Annotated in this window: 20 protein-coding genes; 10 read left to right on the forward strand and 10 right to left on the reverse strand. The window is 64.4% G+C overall.

Annotation, left to right across the window (positions count from 1 at the left end; genetic code table 11):
- Nucleotides 1–207: 207 nt before the first annotated feature.
- Nucleotides 208–1,482 carry an ABC transporter substrate-binding protein gene (locus AMC88_RS13630; protein ID WP_064825419.1) on the reverse strand — a complete coding sequence of 425 codons (1,275 nt, stop codon included), beginning with the start codon at nt 1,480–1,482 and terminating at the stop codon, nt 208–210.
- 205 nt (nt 1,483–1,687) lie between these two features.
- Here AMC88_RS13630 and AMC88_RS13635 point away from each other — a divergent pair, with 205 nt between their 5' ends.
- On the forward strand, nt 1,688–2,902 hold the full coding sequence (locus tag AMC88_RS13635) for an ROK family protein (protein ID WP_064825420.1): 1,215 nt from the start codon (nt 1,688–1,690) through the stop codon (nt 2,900–2,902).
- 164 nt (nt 2,903–3,066) lie between these two features.
- On the opposite strand, the gene AMC88_RS13640 is transcribed toward AMC88_RS13635, so the two are convergent.
- Together AMC88_RS13640 and AMC88_RS13645 are read right to left on the reverse strand one after the other, a co-directional pair.
- Nucleotides 3,067–3,516, reverse strand: coding sequence for a DUF4168 domain-containing protein (locus AMC88_RS13640; protein WP_064825421.1), 450 nt, complete (start codon nt 3,514–3,516; stop codon nt 3,067–3,069).
- A 183-nt stretch (nt 3,517–3,699) separates the two neighbouring features.
- Complete coding sequence (locus AMC88_RS13645; protein ID WP_064825422.1) at nt 3,700–4,563, reverse strand: DMT family transporter; 864 nt, start codon at nt 4,561–4,563, stop codon at nt 3,700–3,702.
- A 182-nt stretch (nt 4,564–4,745) separates the two neighbouring features.
- Here AMC88_RS13645 and AMC88_RS13650 point away from each other — a divergent pair, with 182 nt between their 5' ends.
- The gene (locus tag AMC88_RS13650; protein WP_064825423.1) at nt 4,746–6,167 is read left to right on the forward strand and encodes an aminotransferase-like domain-containing protein; all 1,422 of its coding nucleotides are present in this window, start codon (nt 4,746–4,748) and stop codon (nt 6,165–6,167) included.
- Nucleotides 6,168–6,298: 131 nt separating this feature from the next.
- A complete protein-coding gene (locus tag AMC88_RS13655) occupies nt 6,299–7,624 on the forward strand; it encodes an IS1182 family transposase (protein ID WP_049772018.1) in 1,326 nt (441 codons plus the stop codon).
- Nucleotides 7,625–7,845: 221 nt separating this feature from the next.
- Here AMC88_RS13655 and AMC88_RS13660 read toward each other — a convergent pair whose 3' ends face one another.
- Together AMC88_RS13660 and AMC88_RS13665 are read right to left on the reverse strand one after the other, a co-directional pair.
- Complete coding sequence (locus AMC88_RS13660; RefSeq protein WP_012484340.1) at nt 7,846–8,247, reverse strand: response regulator; 402 nt, start codon at nt 8,245–8,247, stop codon at nt 7,846–7,848.
- 10 nt (nt 8,248–8,257) lie between these two features.
- Nucleotides 8,258–9,997 (reverse strand): sensor histidine kinase, encoded by a 1,740-nt coding sequence (locus tag AMC88_RS13665; RefSeq protein WP_064825424.1) that lies wholly within the window; start codon nt 9,995–9,997, stop codon nt 8,258–8,260.
- A gap of 114 nt (nt 9,998–10,111) precedes the next feature.
- Here AMC88_RS13665 and AMC88_RS13670 point away from each other — a divergent pair, with 114 nt between their 5' ends.
- A complete protein-coding gene (locus AMC88_RS13670) occupies nt 10,112–10,648 on the forward strand; it encodes a GNAT family N-acetyltransferase (RefSeq protein ID WP_064825425.1) in 537 nt (178 codons plus the stop codon).
- A 303-nt stretch (nt 10,649–10,951) separates the two neighbouring features.
- On the opposite strand, the gene AMC88_RS13675 is transcribed toward AMC88_RS13670, so the two are convergent.
- Nucleotides 10,952–11,581, reverse strand: a complete 630-nt coding sequence (locus tag AMC88_RS13675; protein WP_004675022.1) for a Vgb family protein — start codon at nt 11,579–11,581, stop codon at nt 10,952–10,954.
- A gap of 28 nt (nt 11,582–11,609) precedes the next feature.
- Nucleotides 11,610–12,830 carry a hypothetical protein gene (locus AMC88_RS13680; RefSeq protein ID WP_064829964.1) on the reverse strand — a complete coding sequence of 407 codons (1,221 nt, stop codon included), beginning with the start codon at nt 12,828–12,830 and terminating at the stop codon, nt 11,610–11,612.
- Between the two features lie 116 nt (nt 12,831–12,946).
- Between AMC88_RS13680 and AMC88_RS13685 the strand changes: the two genes are divergently transcribed.
- From AMC88_RS13685 to AMC88_RS13705, 5 genes are all read left to right on the forward strand, one after another.
- On the forward strand, nt 12,947–13,744 hold the full coding sequence (locus tag AMC88_RS13685) for a DUF899 domain-containing protein (RefSeq protein ID WP_064825427.1): 798 nt from the start codon (nt 12,947–12,949) through the stop codon (nt 13,742–13,744).
- A gap of 5 nt (nt 13,745–13,749) precedes the next feature.
- Nucleotides 13,750–14,103 carry a hypothetical protein gene (locus AMC88_RS13690; RefSeq protein ID WP_012484345.1) on the forward strand — a complete coding sequence of 118 codons (354 nt, stop codon included), beginning with the start codon at nt 13,750–13,752 and terminating at the stop codon, nt 14,101–14,103.
- 317 nt (nt 14,104–14,420) lie between these two features.
- The gene (locus tag AMC88_RS13695) at nt 14,421–15,134 is read left to right on the forward strand and encodes a DNA helicase (protein ID WP_010018093.1); all 714 of its coding nucleotides are present in this window, start codon (nt 14,421–14,423) and stop codon (nt 15,132–15,134) included.
- A 369-nt stretch (nt 15,135–15,503) separates the two neighbouring features.
- Nucleotides 15,504–16,526, forward strand: coding sequence for an LLM class flavin-dependent oxidoreductase (locus tag AMC88_RS13700; RefSeq protein WP_064825428.1), 1,023 nt, complete (start codon nt 15,504–15,506; stop codon nt 16,524–16,526).
- 106 nt (nt 16,527–16,632) lie between these two features.
- On the forward strand, nt 16,633–17,538 hold the full coding sequence (locus tag AMC88_RS13705; protein ID WP_064825429.1) for a LysR family transcriptional regulator: 906 nt from the start codon (nt 16,633–16,635) through the stop codon (nt 17,536–17,538).
- Here the strand turns inward: AMC88_RS13705 and AMC88_RS13710 are convergent.
- Together AMC88_RS13710 and AMC88_RS13715 are read right to left on the reverse strand one after the other, a co-directional pair.
- Entirely contained in the window at nt 17,501–18,778 is a 1,278-nt protein-coding gene (locus AMC88_RS13710; protein ID WP_064825430.1) for an MFS transporter, read from the reverse strand. The two genes, AMC88_RS13705 and AMC88_RS13710, sit on opposite strands and share 38 nt — an antisense overlap.
- Nucleotides 18,775–19,416: a winged helix-turn-helix domain-containing protein gene (locus tag AMC88_RS13715; RefSeq protein ID WP_012484351.1), complete on the reverse strand. Its 642-nt coding sequence runs from the start codon at nt 19,414–19,416 to the stop codon at nt 18,775–18,777. The genes AMC88_RS13710 and AMC88_RS13715 overlap by 4 nt, the downstream gene beginning before the upstream one ends.
- Before the next feature lie 159 nt (nt 19,417–19,575).
- Between AMC88_RS13715 and AMC88_RS13720 the strand changes: the two genes are divergently transcribed.
- Nucleotides 19,576–20,259 (forward strand): class I SAM-dependent methyltransferase, encoded by a 684-nt coding sequence (locus tag AMC88_RS13720; protein WP_012484352.1) that lies wholly within the window; start codon nt 19,576–19,578, stop codon nt 20,257–20,259.
- On the opposite strand, the gene AMC88_RS13725 is transcribed toward AMC88_RS13720, so the two are convergent.
- Nucleotides 20,240–21,058, reverse strand: a complete 819-nt coding sequence (locus AMC88_RS13725; RefSeq protein ID WP_064825431.1) for an ABC transporter ATP-binding protein — start codon at nt 21,056–21,058, stop codon at nt 20,240–20,242. The genes AMC88_RS13720 and AMC88_RS13725 overlap by 20 nt on opposite strands.

The raw sequence follows: 21,058 nt of genomic DNA on the forward strand, positions 1-21,058 counted from the left end.
CGGGAGCGGGCTGATGCCCCTCATCCGGCTGCCCACGTAGGGCTGCCCCCTCATCCAGCTGCCGCCACCTTCTCCCCGCTCGCGGGGCGAAGGAAACATGCCGCAACCTCTCCGTCCCCATCGATGTCTCGTAAGGCACCTCCCCTCTCCCCGTCAGAACGGGGAGAGGGTTAGGGTGAGGGGCAAACCTCAGAGGACGTGCCAGCCTCAGATCTTATAAATCCGCTTCCGCGTTCCCTCGAGCCGCGTCAGGATCGCCTTGCGCCGATCGGGCTTGGCCATGAACTCCTGGAAGCCGACGAGGCCGGCCTGGGCCATGTCGGGGTCGCTGTCGCGGTCGTAATATTGCGAGGCGCCCTGCACCGACTTCATGGTCTCGACGGCGACATTGACGAGCGGATCCTTGCTCGGCGGCAGGTCATGGCGCGGCGGCACGTTGCCGCCCGGCTCCAGATAGGCAGCGAGGTTTTCCGGCTTGTAGAAATAGGCGAGGAAATCGCGCGCGCCCTGCTTGTTCTTGGCCTTAGCCGGAATATGGACGGAGTTGACCGAGAATTCCTCGAAATGACCGACCTTCGGATCGAGCACCGGGAAGGTGGCGTAGGCGAGCTGCGGCAGGTCCGCTTCGGTGAAGGCCGAACGCAGAAAGGCGCCGAGGTTCATCATGCCGGCCTTCTTCTGCGCCAGCAGTGCTGCGGCCTCCTGCCAGCCGAAGGAGGTATGGTTCGGCGTGAAGAAGCCTTTGCCGATCATCGCTTCCCACTGGTCAAAGACGGGGGTGAGCGCCGGATCGAGATAGCTCATCTCGCCGTTCATCAGCGCCATGTGCTTGTCGAGGCCGTTGACGCGCAGGTTCATCTGGTCGAACCAGCCGGCCGCCGGCCACAATTCCTTGGTGCCGATCGCAATCGGCGTGATGCCGGCCGCCTTGCACTTTTCGCCATAGGCCATGAAGTCCTCGGCGGTCTTCGGCACGGTCAGGCCATATTGCTCGAACACATCCTTGCGATAGAACATGCCCCAAAGCGTGCCGCCGGTGGGAAGGCCATACTGCTTGCCGTCATCGGTGACCGCGCCGGCCGTGGCGCCGAGCACGTCCTTGTACTTCTCCTTCTCGAAGAGATCGGAAATATCGTCGAACAGGCCGCGCTTGACGAAGGCGCGCATGCGGTTGCCGGAGAACCAGAAGCAGATATCCGGCGCGCCGGCGACAAGATAATTGCGGATCGCCGTCTTGTGCGCCTCGTGATCCATATTGTTGACGACGACGTTGACGCCGGCTTCCTTGCCGAAGCCCGCCGCGATCGATTTCAGCGCATCGAGCGCGGCACCGTTGTTTTCCGACGAGATGATCGTGACGTCCTGCGCCTGCGCGATCGCAGGCATCGGAAAGCTGCCGGTGACAGCTGCAGCCGAGACGAGGCCCGCCCCTTTGAGAAAGGTTCTGCGGGTGCTTGCAGGAAATTGCTTCGAATATGCCATTGAATTCCTCCCGGTTGATCAATCAACTCCGCCCTGCTGCCGGCGGCCTCCTCCTTGAGGCCCGCCCGATCAGGCGCTCGACATGCCGACCCTCCACGATGCAACGCCCCTAATCCGTTTGGCTCGTTCTGTTGATCGGCGGGCAGACTTATGCATAAATTGAACCGACCCGCAATAATTAATTTACAAAATTAAGGAATGCAAAGTGAAGCTAAAGGGCGACCAGACCACGGCGAGAGCCATGAACCGACGCCTCATCCTCAACCTTCTCAGACGCGAAGGGCCGCGAAGCCGCGCCGATATCGCGACGGTGATTGGCTTGAGCCCCGCCGCCGTCACCTTCGTCGTCGCCGATCTCCTGGAGGAAGGCATCGTCGTCGAGGGACAGGCGGTGCCGGGGCCTGCCGGCCGCCGCCCGATCCCGGTCGAGATCAATTATCAGCATGCGCTCGCCGTCGGCTTCAAGCTGATGGTGGATTCGGTGGAATGCGTGGCGACCGACCTTGCCACCAATCCCGTCGCCGCCATGCGCGTCGGCCTTGCCGGCCATGATCCCGATTACGTCGCCGATCTCCTGGCCGGCACCGTCCCTGAATTGGTCAAGCTCGCCGGCCGCCCGAAGGCCAGGCTCGCCGGCATCGGCATCTCCATGCCGGGCGTCATCAATCACGAGCAGACTGCCTGCGTGCGCAGCCACCGCTTCCAATGGGATAACGTGCCGCTCGCCTCGCTGGTGGCCGCCCGCGTCCACGTGCCGGTCTGGCTGGAGGACGATACCAACGCCTATGCCATCGCCCAACAGCTCTTCGGCCTCGGCCGCCAACACCGCAACATGGCCGTTCTCGCCGTCGGCGTCGGCATCAGCTGCGCCCTCGTCATCGACGGCAAGCTCTATCGCGGCGCCAACGGCGCGGCCGGCAAATTCGGCCATACGCTGTTCGAGGAGGATGGCCGCCTTTGCGAATGCGGCAAACGCGGCTGCCTGATGGCCTATCACTCCGAGCTGTCGATGCTGCGCCGCTGGCGCGAGAAGACCGGCCGCGGCGAGGACCTGGGCCTGCAGGAACTGCGCCAGGCCCTCACCTCAGGCGACCCGATCGCCACCGACCTCGTCGGCCATTCCGGCCGCAGCATCGGCACCGCACTCGCCAACCTCGTCAACATCACCGACCCCGAAGTCATCGTCGCCGGCGGCGAAGCCGTCTCCCTCGGCGACCATTTCCTCACCCCTCTGCGCGACGCGCTTTCCGCCCGCACCTTCCGCACCGCCCCGCCGCTTTTGCCCGACTGGGAAGACAATTCCTGGGCCCGGGGTGCCGCGGCGCTGGTGACGCAAAAGATATTCGACTTCGAGTCCTCGGGCGGGGTGACGGATATTGCAACACTCGGGAGTGTCGGAGGCGCGACGTCGGCGGCTTGAGGCACCGGCTTCTCCAAACATCGGCTTTGCAACTCGACGAGACGATAGATGGGCAGGACAGGCGAGCCACTTGCCCGTCAAGCCGGGCGACATCAGGGTAGAGGCGGGCACGGAAATCCATTCTTGGACTGTTGACCGCCCGCCCCTTTCATTCCGGTTAAAGCCTATTGCTTCGACTGCGCCGGCGGCGGGGTGCCGATCTTGTCCAGGACCTTCTTGGCCAGGGCCGGGTCGCTCTGTGCCGCCGTCAGGATAGAGGAGTATTCCTCGACAGAGATCGCGTTGGAGGCTTTGACGGTATCGACCATCTGCTTCTTGGCCTCTTCCTGCAGCTTTTGCTTGGCGGCTTCGTCCTTCGTCGCGTCGATCTTGGCCGAATATTCCTGCCTGACCTTGTCGACCTGCAGGTAGGCTACGGCAAAGGCCTCGAGTTTCTGATCGCTGACGGCCGCCGGCGCAGCCGTGCCGCCGCCCTGCCCCTGCATCGGCGCCTGGCCCTGCGCGGCCGGCTGCTGCCCTGCCTGGGCCATCTCGACAGCCGAAGCCGAGCTGAACGCCAGCAGGCTGAAAACCGCAGCCGTCATCGTTGCGACAGGTGTGTAACGAGTGATCATATTCGTTCCTTTTTCACGTGCGTGATTTGACGGCAGCAACACCGCCTCGGTCGATCGCTCAGCCGCTGAAAGGCTGGCGAAGTCGCGACGATGAAGCCTGAAATGGGCACGATGCGGCGGTAACGGGGCCATTTGCTGACGATTGAGCGGCGGCTTTGTGACCGGCGGAGGCCGGCGCAAGCCCTACCGCGCAAACTTCCTCGCCCCCGCCACGCACAGGATAACGGCGACCGTCACCGCAAGCATTGCCCAGGTCACCGGCTCATGCAGCAGGGTGGCGGCGAGCGCCAGGCCGAAAAAGGGCTGGAGCAGCTGCAGCTGGCCGACGGCGGCGATGCCGCCTTGCGAGAGGCCGCGATACCAGAAGATGAAGCCGATCAGCATTGAAAACAGCGAGACATAGCCAAGGCCGACAAGCGCCGGCGTTTCGATGCCGGCAAAACTCGCCGGTCGGTATAGAAACGCGACCGTGACCATCACCGGTAGCGACAGCACCAGCGCCCAGGAAATCACCTGCCAGCCACCGAGCGTACGCGACAGCCTGCCGCCTTCGGCATAACCGAGCCCGCAGGCGAGGACGGCCGCCAGCATCAAGAGATCACCGAGCGGCGATGCGTTCAGCCCCTGCGTCAAGGCAAAGCCCGCCACCAGCGCACTGCCGAGAATGGAAAAGAGCCAGAAGGCCGGCCTTGGCCGCTCGCCGCCGCGGATGACGCCGAAGGTCGCCGTCGCCAGCGGCAGGAGACCGATGAAGACGATGGAATGGGCCGAGGTGACGTGCTGCAGCGCAAGCGCCGTCAGCAGCGGAAAGCCCACCACGACGCCGAGCGCGACGACGACAAGCGAGACGATATCGCGCCCCGACGGCCGCTTCTCACGAAAGGCGACCAGCAGGCAGAGCGCCAACGCCCCGGCGATGGCCGCGCGCGCGACGGTCAGGAATACGGGATCGAACTGCGCCACCGCGACGCGCGTCGCCGGAAGCGAGCCGCTGAAGATCACCACGCCGATCAAGCCGTTGATCCATCCTGACGTCATGCGTTCCATTATCCACTCTTCCTTCCCGACACCTGCCGTCAAAACCGTCCTCGGCTATTGGACGACAAGCATGAAAACAACCACTTGAGACGCGTCACTTGAATCAAATTCACAGCGACGCGCTGCCACCTTTATCGGTCGGGACGGATGGCCGGGATAGTGACAGTCTGATACGATTTCGACAAACTGTTATGGTGCGGAAGGCAATACAGATGAACGCAGAATTGGCAGGACGCACACGCGTGGAGATGGTGGTCGCGACGATCCACCAGCGTATATCAGGGCGCAGCCTGACGCCGGGCGCGAGGCTGCCCTCGGTGCGGGGGCTCGCGGCGAGCATGAAGCTGTCGACGTCGACCGTCGTCGATGCCTATGAGCGCCTGGTCGCCGAAGGCGCGATCCTGGCAAGACCAGGCTCCGGCTTCTATGTCGCCAACCAGGCAGCGCCCTTTGCGCTTGCCGAGGCCGGGCCGAAACTCGACCGTGCGGTCGATCCGTTCTGGATATCGCGGCAATCGCTGGAGGCCGGCGAGAGTGACCTGAAGCCCGGCTGCGGCTGGCTGCCGCCCGCCTGGCTACCGGGCGAAGCCATGCGCCGCGGGCTCAGAACGCTTTCCCGCGCCGATGGGCCGGCGCTTGCCGATTACGGCCAGCCGCTTGGCCTGCCGCCTCTGCGCCAGCTGATCTCGCGGCGCATGGGCGAACGGGGCATCGAAGCCTCGCCGGATCAGATCATGCTAGCCGAATCCGGCACGCAGGCAATCGATCTGCTCTGCCGTTTCCTGCTGGAACCGGGCGACACGGTGCTGGTCGACGACCCCTGTTACTTCAACTTCCATGCGCTGCTGCGCGCCCATCGGGCCAAGATCGTCGGCGTCCCCTACACTCCGTCCGGCCCCGATATCGAGCTGTTTGCCCAGGTCGTCGCCCAGGAGCGACCGCGGCTCTACATTACCAACTCCGCCATTCACAACCCCACCGGTGCGGTTCTTTCCCCCGTGACGGCGCACCGGCTTCTGAAACTCGCCGACCAGTTCGATCTCACCATCATCGAGGACGATATCTTCGCCGATTTCGAATATACGCCGGCGCCTCGCCTTGCCGCCTTCGACGGGCTCGAGCGGGTCATCCACATCGGCAGTTTTTCGAAGACCCTGTCGGCCTCGGCTCGCTGCGGCTTCGTCGTCGCCAAACCGGAATGGATCGACGGTCTGACCGATCTCAAGATCGCCACCTCCTTCGGCGGCGGCCGGCTGACCGCCGAACTGGTGCTGAACGTCTTGAGCGATGGCAGCTATCGCAAACATATGGAGACGCTGAGAAACCGGCTTTCCCGTGCGATGGGCGAGGTGTCGGCCCGGCTGAAAGGCCTTGGCATAACGCCCTGGCTGGAGCCGCCAGCCGGGATGTTCCTCTGGTGCCGCCTGCCTGACGGCGTCGATGCGGCCGATGTCGCGCGAGCCGCGCTGGAGAGAAAGATCGTGCTGGCACCCGGCAATGCTTTCAGCCTGTCGCAATCGGCGACGAATTTCATGCGGTTCAATGTATCGCAGACGCTGGATGCGAGGGTATTCGAGGTGCTGGGGGACGTGTTGGGGAGGCAGAGGAGATAAGAAAGGTGTCGTAGAGAACCCGCCTCGTCCTTCGAGGCCCCTGCGGGGCACCTCAGAGCCTGTGAATGTTTAGTGGCGGAGGCGATTTTATTGTGATTCTGTTGGGTCGTTGATTTGCTTGGAGGACGGTGATGGACGACGAGCTGTTCGAGGGATTGCCGGCGCAGGGATCGCGGCGCAGTGCTCAGGTGGGGCGCGGGGCGGCGCGCATGCGCGAGCCGGTGCGCGATCAGATCGAGTTGCGTGCCGTCGATATCGACAGCTTGATCGGCCAGGATCACGCGGTGCGCGTCATTTGGAGCTATGTCGAGGGGCTGGATCTGAGCGCGCTTGAAGGTCGGATCAAAGCGCGCGAGCACCGGCCGGGCCATCCGCCGATTTCGCCACGGCTTTTGCTGGCGCTGTGGCTCTATGCCAGCAGCGACGGTGTAGGCAGCGCGCGGGCTCTGGAACGGCTGTGCGAGAGCCACGACGTCTATCGCTGGCTGTGCGGCGGTGTCTCGGTGAACTATCACACGCTGTCGGATTTTCGGGTTGGTTGCGCCGATCTGCTCGACCGGCTGCTGGCCGAGCATCTGGCGGCGCTTGCCGATGCCGGCCTCGTCACTCTCGACAGTCTGGCGCAGGATGGCGTGCGGATCCGGGCGAGCGCGGGGGCCGCCTCGTTCGGCCGCAAGGCGAAGCTTGATCGACATCTTTCGATTGCCGAGGCGGTTGTGGATCAGCTCAAGCACGAGGTTGATGCGCGTTCGGATGCCAGCACTCGGCGTATCAAAGCGGCCAGGGAACGAGCGGCGCGCGAGCGTGGTGAGCGGGTCAGAGCAGCCCAGGTCGCTCTTGACGAGATCCAGCGCCAGCGTCAGGCGCGCGAAGAAAAGCGCGGCAATGGCAAAAAGCCGAAGGAGCCGCGCGCCTCCAGCACGGATGCACAGGCGCGGGTGATGAAGATGGCCGACGGCGGCTTCCGTCCGGGTTATAATGTGCAGGTTGCGAGCACGGCCGGTGAGCAGTTCGTGGTCGGGCTCGAGGTGACCAATGCCGGCTCCGATCGCGGCCTCATGCGGCCGATGCTGGAGCGGTTGCGCGCGTTAAGCGGCCATCTGCCGCGGCGCTATCTCGCCGATGGCGGCTTTGGCAGCGCTGAAGATATCGAGTGGGCGCACGGCGAAGGGGTTGAGGTCTTTTGTCCGCCCACTCAGTCCAAGCACGGAACCGATCCCTTCTTGCCGCGGCGCGGCGACGGTCCGGGTGTGTCGACCTGGCGGGCCCGCATGGCAAGCGAGGCGGGCAAGGCTCAGTACAAACCCCGATCGATCTGCGAATGCATCCATGCCCGCTGGCGCAACTGGAATCTGCGACAATTGACGGTCCGCGGTATCGAAAAGGTCCGTGCCGTCGTGCTCTGCTACGCACTCACCAACAATATCTTGCAAGGCCGTCGGCTTGCCAATGGATAGCTAGTGCCATCACCCAAACGCCAACTAGCGACCATCCGCACGCACCGCGCAATCGTCTAACGTTCGATTGCATCGGTCAGCCAAGACCGGCCAGAACCGCACCAACTCAAAAGCTTCACAAGCTCTCAGGATGAGGCTCTCTTGAAGGCCGCGTTCTCCTTCAGGACCGCTGCGAGCACGTCAGGAAGAGCTATCCTGGGACCGTCGCCGCGCCCCACACCTCAAAACGACCGATTGAGCGCCTTGTCGTTCTCCAGGCGCGTCACGCAGCCCTCCAGCTTGGCGAGCAGCAGGTCGAAGTCGAGCGGCTTGGTCAGATAGTCGGCAGCACCGGCGCGCAGGCCGGCGAGCGTGTTTTCCCGGTCGGTCAGCGCCGTCAGCAGGATGAAGGGGATGTTGGAGAGTTCCGGGTGGTTGATCTGGATTTCCGCCAGAAGCTGGTGCCCGTCCATGACAGGCATGGAAATATCGCTGATGACGATGTCGGGCCATTTCGACAGGATCATTTCCAGGCCTTCGGCGCCGTTCGAGGCCTCGAGCGTCTTGTAGCCGGCCTCGCTCAGCTCTTCGACGAGGAGATTGCGGATCTCGACTTCGTCTTCTATGCACAGGACTGTAACCATGAGCTCTTCCTTAAGCTGCGACTTGTTGATCCGACAATAGAACCTCTATTGGCAGAGAAATTGTAACTGTTGTGCCCTTGCCAAGCTCGCTCGCCACCTCGACGCTGCCGCCATGCAGCTCGACGACCTGCTTGACGACGTTGAGTCCGATACCGGTTCCGGCAATGCCCGTGGCACTACGGGCCCGATAATAGGGTTGGAACAATTTCGGCAGATCATCCGCATCCATGCCGATGCCACTGTCGGCAATGGCGACTTTCACCATCTTTTCGTCAACCCAGGCGCGAACATAAATGTCGGGCGCATGAGGCGAATATTTGACGGCATTCGAAATCAGGTTGGTGAAAACCTGTTCCATCGCGCTGCGATCAAACGTCAACACGTCAGGTAGCAGCTCGAGATCGAGATGGAAGACGTGCGAGCGGCCAAGCTCGCGCTGTCTGTCGCAGCAGGCAACGAGCAGAGCTTTCAGATCGCCTTCGCTCCGCTTCAGGATGATCTGTCCGGTTTCGAGGCGGCCGCTGGCGAGAATGCTCTCCATCAGATCGACCATGCGCACGACCGCGCTTCGGATTACTCCGGCTTTTTCGTGAACGTAGTCGCCGTTGACATTGGTCGTCGAGCGGCAGAGCCGCTGGGCGGCGGCGTCGATGATGGCAAGCGGCGTTCGAAATTCGTGCGAGGCCATGGCGACAAACTGGCGCTGGAGCGCGTTTACCTGGCGTTCGTGGGCCAGCAGGCGGTCCAGCTCGGCCCTTTGCCTTTCGATTTCGGCCGTCCGATCGCCCACCATCTCTTCGAGGTGATTGCGGTGGTGGGTAAGCTCGGCCTGGCTGTCGATCAGCGTCAGCGACGTACGATGCAGTCCCCGCCCGAGCCAGAACACCGCGGCGATCAGCAGCGCCAGGCAGCCGAGCCCGGCCGGCGCAATCTGCTGAAGCAGCATGAAGCCCGGCCGGATCGGGTTCCAGACGAGATAGCCGATCGTGCCGCCGTCGCGAGTCGATACGGGCACCTGCGCCCGCGCACCATTCTTCGACGCGGCAAAATGCATCCCTTCGAGCCGCGCATAATGGGCGATGCTTTCGACAGCCTTTGCGTCGATGAACTTGACCGAGATGGCGATGAACTCCTGGCCCGCCTCGATTTGCATCCTTGTCGAGCTCGGCAGAATGGGACGCGCGCTCGTTATCGCCGGCCTGTTGCCGATCATTACCGTGCGAACTCTGGCCAGCTGGCCAAGCGGTTCGCCGCCGGGCTTTCTGGGCTCGAGGAGAGCAGCCCGCATCTCTCGGGCCAACGCCGTCATTTCTTCGCCGTCATCGCTGCCGAGGCGCGGCGGCATGGCGTCGGCTCCGTCGCGGAAGGCAAACATCAGGCGATTGCTATCGTCGAAGATGTAAGTTCTGTCATGCCCGAAATACTGGCTGGTCCAGCGGCCGACATTGTCGAGCAGCCATTCATGGTTCCGCTGCTTGGCATAAAGGAAGGCGTCGTCCCATTTGGTGACGCTTTCCTGTTCCCGCGGAAGTGCTTTGATCTGCTCTTCCAATCCCTGGGCCACGAAATCCGCCTGCCGGCGCAAATAGAAATCATCGACCTTCACCGCGGCAAGCCACGCAAATCCGCACAGCAACACGGCCGCCGCGCAGGTGAGCGTCACCAGGACCAGCGTGATGTGCGATGTGAGCCTGACCTTCAATCCCCGCAACCTTTTGACGGCGCCCGTTCGACGAAAATTGACACGCAAAAGTTGACGGACCGTGAATTGTGCCCCATAGGACTGGCGCAGCTGGTGGATGGATGCTCGCTTGCACGTACTCTCAACCGCGGGCACCTACAGTAGCAATCGACGGAGAAGAGCATGAACGCCGGATCGTCGCCGGACATGTCGGACATCAGGATCGAACCAATCGCTGCCGCACATATCGAGAGCTTTCATCGCGCGCTCGACACCGTCGCCCGCGAGAAGAAATACCTGTCTATGCTGGAAGCGACTCCCCTGCCGCAGACGCGCGAGTTCGTGATGGGTATGATCGCAAAAGGCAATCCGCAATTCGTTGCGGTGGCCGGCGAAGAGGTCGTCGGCTGGTGCGACATCAGCCGGCACTTTTTCCCGTCGCATGCCCATCGCGGAAATCTCGGAATGGGAGTCCTTCCCGCCTATCGCGGCCGGGGTCTAGGACGAAAGCTGATGGAGAAGACACTAAGAGCCGCACAGCAGACCGGTTTCGCTAGAGTCGAACTCGATGTTTACGAAGACAACAGCCGGGCGATCGCTCTCTACGAAAAAATGGGCTTCGTGCGCGAGGGCATAATACGGCGGGCTGCACGCATCGACGGCCGATTCATCGATGCCATCGGCATGGCGCTTTTGTTCGATGTGGATGGGTCGGCATAAATCGGCAGCGCACCGGCATCGGAGGATACTAGGAACAGCGTTGCGGCGTGCTTCGAGGCCCCCTCCGGGCGTGCACCTCAACATGAGGGAACGTTGGAAGTTACCGCGCGCCATTGGCAAGGGCCGGGAGGATGCCGCCGCTGCGGCCACGAGAGCCTCATCCTCAGGCGCCCGCAGGGGCCTCGAAGGACGAGGCGGGTGCTCCGGCGATCGCCGGATGCAAGGGCTCGCCCGGTGGCGCTTGCGCTCACCCCGGTGGCGCTTGCGCTCACCCCGGTGGCGCTTGCGCTCACCCGCCGACGCTCACGGCCGGCGCACCGCTCGGATCTTGCCGCTGCCGCCTCCGCCGCAGAAGAAGCGGTCGGCGCCGTCGGATTCGAGGCCGGAGACGCCGGCGCCTTCCGGCATATCCAGCCGTTCCAGCAGCTCTCCGGTGTCAGGATCGATGCGTCTGACGTCGCTGTCGTCGCCCTCCCAGGTGCCGTGCCAAAGCTGGCCGTCGACCCAGGTGACGCCGGTCACGACGCGGTTGGATTCGATGGTCCGCAGGATTTTGCCGGTCTCAGGATCGATCTGATGGATCCTGCGGCCGCGATGCTGGCCGACCCAGAGCGTGCCCTCGGCCCAGGCAAGGCCGGAATCGCCGCCGTTGCCGGGCGCGGGGATGGTGGAAAGGATGCGGCCGGTCTTCGGGTCGATCTTGTGGATGACATCCTCGGCGATCTGGTAGAGGAATTCGCCGTCGAAAGCCGTTCCGGCATGGGAGGCGACCTCGATCGAGCGCACCACCTCGCCGCTGTCGGGATCGAGCGCGTTCAGCCTATCGCCCGAGGCGAACCAGACATGCCGGCCATCGAAGGTGACACCGTTGACGCGCTCAGCGCCGGGAAAAGGCCCGTATTCACGCAGGATCGTTGCAGCCGATTTCTTCATCTCTTCCTCCTTATGGATTTGCCCGATCTTAGTCGCTCGGCAGCGGCCCGGGGAGTAACAAGATCGTCGGGAAAGCTGCGAGCGGCGGGCTCAGCCAGCGGCGCGCCCGCCCGCGCCCGAGCGATTGCGCCTTGCCCTCCCCGGCCAGCACATCCAGCGCCCGCTGCACGGTGCGGGGGCTCGCGCCGAGCGCGATCGACAGCGCCGAAGTCGACCACGCCTCGCCATCGGCTAGAAAGGCGAGCACCGCCGCATGCGGTCCTTCGACGAGCGGCGCAAGCCCGGCGATCTCGCCGAGGCCGCGCGGCGCGAGGCGAAAGCCGCGTTTCGTCGCCGAAATCTCCGCAAGACCTTGCAGGGCGGCGCGCAGCCGGCCGATTTCGACGCGCAGCCGGGCGCGATGCGATTCATCGGCATGCTTGCCGCGGAAGGCGCGCGCGATGAGCGCGCCACGCGAGACATCGCCCGGCCAGGCCTCGGCAAGCGCACGGGCAAGGGCGAAAAGCACCGGCCGCGACGCCAGCGGCACGACGGTATCTCCCTTGCGCACGACATGGCGGCAGGCATCGACGACCAGCGTCTCCCCGGAGAACAGCGTCTCCACCTCGTGAAGCAGCAGCGGGCGCTCGCCGCCATGTGAAATCAGCCGCGCCGTCGGCATGTCGAGCACGCGGGCGGCGGCTTCGACCTCCGCCGTCAGCGCCGGGATATCGGCTTCCTTCGCCGAAAGCCTTGCCCGCTCGAGCGCCGCGCGCGCCGCTTCGGTCCGGAGTCGGCGCACGGCGATGCCCGATGCCACCAGCTCATGGGCGGTTCGCAAGGCCGGCGGCAGCGGCGTCGGGTCGAGCGCGCCGAGCGCCTGCTCGGCCTCATCGAGCCGACCGATCAGCACCAGCCTGCGAATGGCGATATTGCCGGCATGGGCGGCGTTGACTCGGTCGCCGCGCGCCTGAAGCGTTGCCCGCGCCGCCTCCAGCGCCTTGACCGGCCAGGTGAGGTCGCGCGAGGCGAGCGCGATCTCGGCCTCGGCGACGAGGCAGCGGGCGCGGGCCACCGCCTCGCGCGGGCCGAAGGCGCGGGCCGCACTCTTCAGCAACGCCTTGGCGCGGACGAGATCGCCGAGCTGCGCCATGGCGATGCCGCGCAAGGCAAGCGCCGGCGCATCCTCGCGCAGCGCCACCCGCTTCAGCGCGCCAAGCGCGTCCCCCGATGCCAGTGCCCGCGCGGCGGCGGTGATCAGCGAGTCCATTCAAATCCCGTCATACTTGTCACTCCCACCATTCGCCTGACCGGCGGTAGTCTTCTCGCAACCGGCCGGCAAGGCCGCCGGATGCTACGACAATTGGCAAGCAAAGGAGAAGACCCATGACTGGTGAACTGAACGCAACGCGCGAGCGCTGGCTGGCGGCGCGACTCGATCTGCTCGAAGAGGAAAAGGAACTGACGCGGCGCAGCGACGCGCTGGCCCTCAAGCGCCGGCAATTGCCGCGGGTGAGGATCGACAAGCAATATCGCTTCGACACCGAAAGCGGCAATGCCTCGCTGCAGGATCTCTTCGGCGGGCGCTCGCAGCTGCTCGTCTACCACTTCATGTTCGGCCCCGATTACAGCGCCGGATGCCCGTCATGCTCCTCGATCGCCGACGGTTTCAACGGCTTCTTCGTCCATCTCGAAAACCACGACGTCGCCTTCTGGGCGGTCTCGCGCGCACCGCTTACAAACCTTCTGGCCTTCAGGCAACGCATGGACTGGAGCTTTCCCTGGGCTTCCTCCGCCGGCAGCGATTTCAACAGCGATTTCAGCGTCTGGTTCAGTGCTGAGCAGCAGCTGCGCGGCGAGATCGAATATAACTACCGCCGCGAACCGCCTGCCCCCGAACCGCGCACAGGCAGGACCGTTGCCGAGTGGGAGCAGCCGAACGGCGAAAGCCCGATCGGGCAGATTGCCGCCATGACCGGCACCGATGTGCCCACCTATGTCCGCGACCGGCCGGGTGTCAGCGCCTTTGAGCTGATCGACGGCGCCGTCTACCACAGTTATTCCAGCTACGCACGCGGACTGGATGGGCTCTGGGGCATGTACCAGTGGCTCGACCGGGCGCCGAAGGGCCGCAACGAAACCGGCATCTGGTGGCGCCACCACGACCGCTACGGCAAGGAGTGACGGTGATGCGGCCCCTCCTCCACAGCTCGATAAGCGGCAGCGAACACGCCGCACCAGGCGGCAGCGCCGCCTTCAATACGGCTGAATGGTTGTCGATGTCCGCGGCCGCTGACGGGGCGGCCGCCAAGCCGGGCAAATCCGCCCGGAGCTTGCCCGCCGCCGAATGGTTGTCGCTCGCCGCCGCGCCGACCTTCGCGATCATGGCACTGCTGACGGCTGCCAACGGCAGCACCGACATGATCTGCATGGCCGCGCCCGAGACCTTCCCGATCGGCGGAATGGTGCCGATGTATCTGTTGATGAGCGGCTTCCACTTGGCGCCATGGCTGCGGCTCATGGCCAGCTGGCGAAGCCTGTAGGCACATGCCCGTTCTCAATAGGAGAAAATCGATTGCTTCCGTTTTATTGGTGCCGGCGTTCTAGGCGACAAAATGCCGGACTCCTTTGGGGCCACTCCGCTTCCGCTTGAGAGATTGAAACCTTTTTTTCTGCAGGACGGCCGAGGCAATTCTCGGCCGCCTGGTCCTGCGCTATCATCTGATTCCGGCGCAGCCCACGCCTCCCCCCTCCATCGGGAAAGCAGACGTCATGCGGGGCTACCTGACACCGAACCGACTGTTCGAGCACTTGGCAAAAGGAGGGATTGCGAACGACGCTCGCAATAGGAGGTTTATCCATGAAGACGACTCAGCCCATCTATCACCTTAAGCGTAAGGCCAAGGCGTTATCGCGCGCCGAGGACATACCGCTGCATCAGGCGCTCGACCGCATTGCCAGGGACGAAGGCTATGGCCGCTGGAGCCTACTGGCGGCAAAGGCATCGGAGACTACGCCCGCCAGCGAGCTGTTTGCGCACTTGCGGCCCGGCGACCTCCTGCTCGTCGGCGCCCGGCCCGGCCACGGCAAGACCCTGATGGGGCTTAAACTCGCGGTCGAGGCGATGAAATCAGGCCATCCGGGTGTGTTCTTCTCGCTCGAGTACACACGAGAGAATGTCGACGATCGCTTTCGCGCTATCGGTGTCGACCGGTCTCAGTTCGATCACCTGTTCGAATTCGACGGCTCCGACGCTATCAGCGCCGACCACATGACCGCGAGACTGGTCTCCGCTCCGCGCGGCACCCTCGTGGTCGTCGATTATCTCCAGCTGCTCGACCAGAAGCGGGAAAACCCGGAACTCTCAGCCCAGGTCGGCATTCTGAAGGTTTTCGCGCGCCAACGCGGCATAATCATGGTTTTCATCGCTCAGATCGACCGATCCTTCGAGATGGCGCAAAAACCGCTGCCCGACATCGGCGACATCAGGCTGCCGAACCCACTTGACCTGCAGCTGTTCGACAAAACGTGTTTTCTGAACAACGGAAAGATGGTCTTCGGCGCGGCGGCTTAGGGTCTGCGCTGCCCCGGTCGCAGGTCTCACGCCTGACCCGCGACCGGGTGTTTACGAGCGGACCAATTCGCGCTTCTGGCACGCAGACCAGATGGCAGATCTCGCTCCGCTGCGCCCTTTTAATTTAGGGTTGGCATGAGCGGACGGGATAACTCTTTCGAGTAGTATGTCCGATACCTGCGATCCGCAGAACTCTCACGGGACACGACGCACCGACGATGAACCGGAGAGAGAGACCGGAGTGAGGCTCGGCAACCCGCATTCGCCAGTCCGATGCGCCGTATCTGTCCGGTTCCGATTGTCTTCCCGCCCCAAATTGTGCCATGACCTGTCGACCCCAGACGCAACAAAACAAGGTGCGGCATCGGCATGAAGAAGATCGGATTCCTTTCGTTCGGGCACTGGACGCCCTCGCCGCAATCGCAGACGCGCTCGGCGGGCGACGCACTGCTGCAATCGATCGACCTTGCCGTCGCGGCGGAGGAGCTCGGTGCCGATGGCGCCTATTTTCGCGTGCACCATTTCGCCCGCCAGCTGGCCGCCCCCTTCCCGCTGCTGGCCGCCGTCGGCGCGAGAACCAGCCGCATCGAGATCGGCACTGCCGTCATCGACATGCGTTATGAGAACCCGCTCTATATGGCCGAGGATTCCGGCGCCGCCGACCTGATCGCCGGCGGGCGACTGCAGCTCGGCATCAGCCGCGGCTCGCCGGAGCAGGTGATCGACGGCTGGCGCCATTTCGGCTATGCCCCGCAGGAAGGTCAGGACGAGGCCGAGATGGCGCGGCGCCACGCGGAAGTTTTTCTTGAAGTGCTGCGCGGCGAAGGCTTTGCCAAGCCGAACCCGCGGCCGATGTTTCCCAACCCACCGGGTCTCCTGCGTCTCGAACCGCATTCCGAGGGTCTGCGCGAGCGAATCTGGTGGGGCGCCAGCTCCAACGCCACCGCCGTCTGGGCGGCAAAACTCGGCATGAACCTGCAGAGTTCGACGTTGAAGGACGACGAGACGGGAGAGCCGTTCCACGTCCAGCAGGCCGACCAGATCCGCGCTTACCGCGAGGCCTGGAAGGCTGCTGGCCACACCCGCCAGCCGCGCGTCTCGGTCAGCCGCAGCATCTTCGCCCTGATCGACGACCGCGACCGTGCCTATTTCGGATACGGCAACGACGAGAGCGACACGATCGGCTTCATCGACGAGAAGACCCGGGCGATCTTCGGCCGCAGCTACGCCGCCGAGCCCGACGTTCTGATCCGGCAGCTCGCCGAGGATGAGGCGATCGCCGAGGCCGACACGCTGCTGCTCACCGTTCCCAACCAGCTCGGCGTTGCCTACAACGCCCACGTTATCGAGGCGATCCTGACCCACGTCGCCCCAGCGCTCGGCTGGCGCTGAGGCGGCGTCGGGACCTTACTGCCGCGTCGGGCGTTGATGCTGCGAGCCTTGAATCGATCCCATGACGACCGACTTAAGGCCGTAGCCCAACCGCTCGAGTTGCCCCATGCCGCGTACGAACCTCAACGATATCCTGATCTTCATGGCCGTCGTCGATGCCGGAAGCTTCATCGCCGGCGGCCAGGCCATGGGCCTGTCGCGATCGGCAGCGGGAAAGGCCGTCATCCGCCTGGAAGATCGCCTCGGCACGCGCCTGCTCAACCGCACCACGAGAAGGCTGAGCCTGACCGACGAAGGCCGGCTATTCTATGAACACGGGCTGGAAGTCCTCGCTTCGGTCGACGAGGCGGAAGCGAGCGTGGCGGGGCAGAGCGGCGCGCCACGCGGCGTTCTCAGGCTCACCGTTCCCGATGCCTTCGGGCGGCTTGTCGTGCTGCCCATCGTCGAAAAATATCTTCTGGCCTGGCCCGACATCCAGGTCGAGGTGAACTTCACCGATCGCAAGGCCGACATCGTCGAAGAAGGTTTCGATCTGGCGATACGGATCGGCGCGATGCCGTCGGCATCCGAGAACGGACTCCTCTCGCGCGTGATCGCCGCCGACAGGGCGCGGCTCTGCGCCTCGCCGTTCTACCTCGCTGACCGTGGCGAGCCGTGCCACATTGACGATCTCGCCGCCCATGATTGTCTCGTCTTTTCCAGCCGCGATCAACGGCAAGGCTGGCGCTTTCGCGGCAACGACGGCGCTTGGGTCAAGGCGCAGGGCCGCAGCCGCCTGAGGCTCGACAGCAGCGAGGCGATCCGCGACGCTGCCGTTGCGGGTCTCGGCATAGCCCTGCTGCCCGGCTTTCTCGCCGCCGGCGATCTCGCCGCCGGCCGCCTCCGCCATGTCCTGCCGGAGCTTGAAATCGACGAAGCCAAGATCGTGGCCCTCTATCCCGACAAACGCTTGCTGGAACCGCGAGTGCGCCGCTTCATCGACCTGCTGGTCGAGGAGCTGCGGCATCGGTGACCACAGTACTCTTGCCGTCGAACTCGCGGAAGCTCTTCAACGCCAGGGGCGCGAGCGTCGCTGCAAGATAGGCAAGACCGGTGAACAGCAGTGCTGCGGAAAGACCGATAGTGCTGATCAGGGCGCCACCGACCAGGCCGCCGAAGGGGATGAGGGCGAAGCACAGGGCGACGTTCAGCGCGCTGACGCGGCCGGTCAGCGGCTTGGGGATGCGCTCGAATATCACAGCCGAAAGGGTCGGATTGAGGAAGCCCGAGGCAAACCCGGCGATGGCCAAGGTCGTAAAGACAAGGGCGAGCGGAGCATCCAGCGCGGGCACCAGGAAACGTGGACATCCGGTCAAGAGGAAGGCGACGGTATAGACCGTCAGCCGCGGCAGCCGCTCCCCGGCCGCCGCCGCAATCGCCGCACCGGCGATGGAGGCGCCGGTGAAGACCGCCAGCATAGCACCCAGCAGTTCCGGCCCGTGGCCGGACTCCCGCATCCAGACGGGCAGCAGGACGGCGTGATAGGCCTGGTCGAGCAGATTGGTGATCGCCACCATGGCGGCGATGCCGACGAGCACCGCATCGCCGCGCAGAAACCGCCAGCCTTCACGGAGCTCGTCGAGATAGGACGTTGCGGCCCCCGTTCGCGCATCCTGCGTGCCGCACGGTTCGCAGATGCGCCGCGAGCCTGGCATGCCCGCTCCGACGATCAGCGCGGCCGCAGCGAAGCTGGCGGCATTGATGAGCAGCGCTTGTCCGGGGCTAATCAGGCCGATCAGCGCTCCAGCCCCGGCAGCGCCCACCGTCGACGCAAGGCGTTCGATCGCCGCAACGACGCCGGTGACGCGCTCCAGCGGCACGGCCGCGAGCGCGGCGATATCGGGAACCATCGCCTGTTTGGCGGCATCGGACGGCCCGCGCAGCACGCCCATGGCAAAGACGACGGGCAACAGCGCCGGCATGCCGAGCAGGCCGAAGAAATCGAGGAGCGGTACCAGCGCCACGACAGCTACGGAGGCGACATCGCAGCAAACGGCGATGCGTTTTGGCCCGACGCGATCGATCAGCGGTCCGCCGAGCGCTCTGGCGACGACATAGGGCAGCATCTCCATCATTACCGTCAGGCCGGTCAGCACCGGGCTGCCCGTCGTGCTCAGCACCAGCCAGGGAATGGCGATGGTCGAAAGTCGCGTGCCGGAGAGCGAGAATGTCTCGGCGGCGGCGAGCGCCAGGAAGGGCCCGCCCCTCCTCACGGCGCGTCCTCCCCTTCGCGATGCGGAAGGCGGCCCGGATAGGGAAAGGCATGGAGCATGACGTAGAATGGAACCATGCCGGCTTCCCGAGACGCGGCCTCCCCCAGCCGAGGGGCCGACTGCATCGCCTCCAGAATGATATCCCTCAGCCGTTTCGTCAGCGCCTCGGCCTGTGCCGCCGTCATCGGGATGATGATGTCGTCAGCGGCCGTCGCCTTGCGCCATTCGGCCGGCAGCTCGGCATATTCCTCCAGCGCCTGCTGCATCTGGCCGACCTGCAGCGAGAGTGCTGCCTGGTTGAAGGCGATGTCGAGATCGAGCGCCTCGCCTTCGGATTCGCTCGCCGGCACCGAGGTCAGCTCGTGGCTCGCCCGCCACCAGCGGTCGCGCCGCGAAGCATGCGGTGCCTCCTCGATGAAGCCGTATTGGGCAAGCTGGCGCAGATGATAGCTCGTCGCGCCGCTGTTCAGGCCGAGCCGCGCGGCCAGCTGCGTCGCCGTGGCAGGCCCGTCGATCCGGAGCATGCCGAGCATGCGCAGCCGGACGGGATGGGCCAGCGCCTTCAGCGCGGTCGGCTCGGGCACGACCCGGCTGACGGTGCGGGGATCTGCGGCAGGTTTAGGGCGCGGATGTTTCATCCCTAAAGCATATACCCGCAAACATATATTTGCAAAACTTTCTTTGCAAAATATTCGGCGGCTGTGAAAGCCTCTTGAAAACCTCCTTCTGATCTAGCCAAGCATCGTCATGCCCCCTAAGACCGTCACCGTGATCGGCATGATGCGAGGGGCAAGGGGATGGCTGAGGACGCGCAGAAAAACATCGGCACGTGGTATATCGATCCCGACGCCGAAGACAGGATGGCCGATGGACATGCGCCCATCTGGCGCCACCTGATCGACCTCATCCTCGAGCGCGACCTGACCGACAAGAGCGTGCTCGATTTCGGCTGCAATCAGGGCGGCCTGCTGCGCCATCTCTATGCGATCCGCCCCTTCCGCAAGGCGCTCGGCATCGACATCGCCGAAACCTCGATCGCCAAGGCCGAGACGCTGAAGGGCAATCTGCCGATCCAGCATCAGGTCGGCGGCAGGCTCGACGGCTGGAGTGAAGAATTCGATCTCGCCCTCAGCCACGAGGTCATCTACCTCGTTCCCGATATCGACGCGCACGCCGCCGACATCTGGCGGGCGCTGAAGTCCGGCGGCGTCTATTATGCCGTCACCGGATGCCATACCGATAACCCGCTCTGGCCGAAATGGCGCGAACTCGTCGCCAACCGCACCAACACCGTCGTCCAGGACCGATCGATCACCGACTACGGCCGCGCCTTCGAAAAGGCGGGCTTCGACGTCTCCGCCCGCAAGCTCGAATATGACGGCTTCATTCCCTTCGTCGCCGACGGCTGGACGCCTGATTTCGCAGATGCGCTGAATTACTATACTCAGACGAAAATCGTCTTCAGGCTGGTGAAGCGCTAGACCCGGTGTCGGGCCGCTGAAGCCGCATCAGCTCGACATCGAAATGCGGCGGACTGTCGGGCGCAACCTGGACGAAACGGCCTCTGACGCGGAAGATTTCCTGGATCAGCCCGCGTTCGGCAAGCTCGCGCGGGGCGCCGTCGAATCGGAGCTCGCCTTTTTCGAGCAGCGAGATGCGGTCGCTGATGGCGACAGCCTGGTTGATGTCGTGGATCGCCATGACGACGGTCACGCCCTTTTCCCGGCTCAGCCGATGCACGAGATCGAGCACCTCCACCTGGTAGCCAATATCGAGGAAGGAGGTCGGCTCGTCGAGCAGCAGGATCTCCGCTTCCTGGGCGAGAGCGGCCGATATCCAGGCCCTTTGCCGCTCGCCGCCGGACAAATCCCGAAGGCTGCGGTCGGCGAGCCCGGACAGGCCGGTGCTTTCGAGCGCCCATCCGATCGCGTCTTCGTCACGTCTGTCATAGGAGCGGAACAGGCCGACATGCGGATAGCGGCCCTGACGCACGAGCTGGGCGACGGTCATTTCGTCGGGCGCGGTCGGCTGCTGCGGCAGGAAGGCAAGCCTCTTCGCCAGCATGCGGCGCGACATGGAGGCGACAGCAACGCCGCCGAGCGACGCCCGGCCCCCGGCCGGCCGGATCAGCCCGGCCAGCGCATGCAGCGCCGTGCTCTTGCCCGAGCCGTTCGGGCCGATCAGCGCCCGGATCTCGCCCTTTTCGAGCGAAAGGCTGAAGGCGCTGAGCGCCTTTCGCTGGCCGTACATCACCGAGAGGTCGGAACAGGACAAGGGCAT

The sequence above is a fragment of the Rhizobium phaseoli genome (assembly GCF_001664385.1).
GTDB classification, from domain to species: domain Bacteria; phylum Pseudomonadota; class Alphaproteobacteria; order Rhizobiales; family Rhizobiaceae; genus Rhizobium; species Rhizobium phaseoli.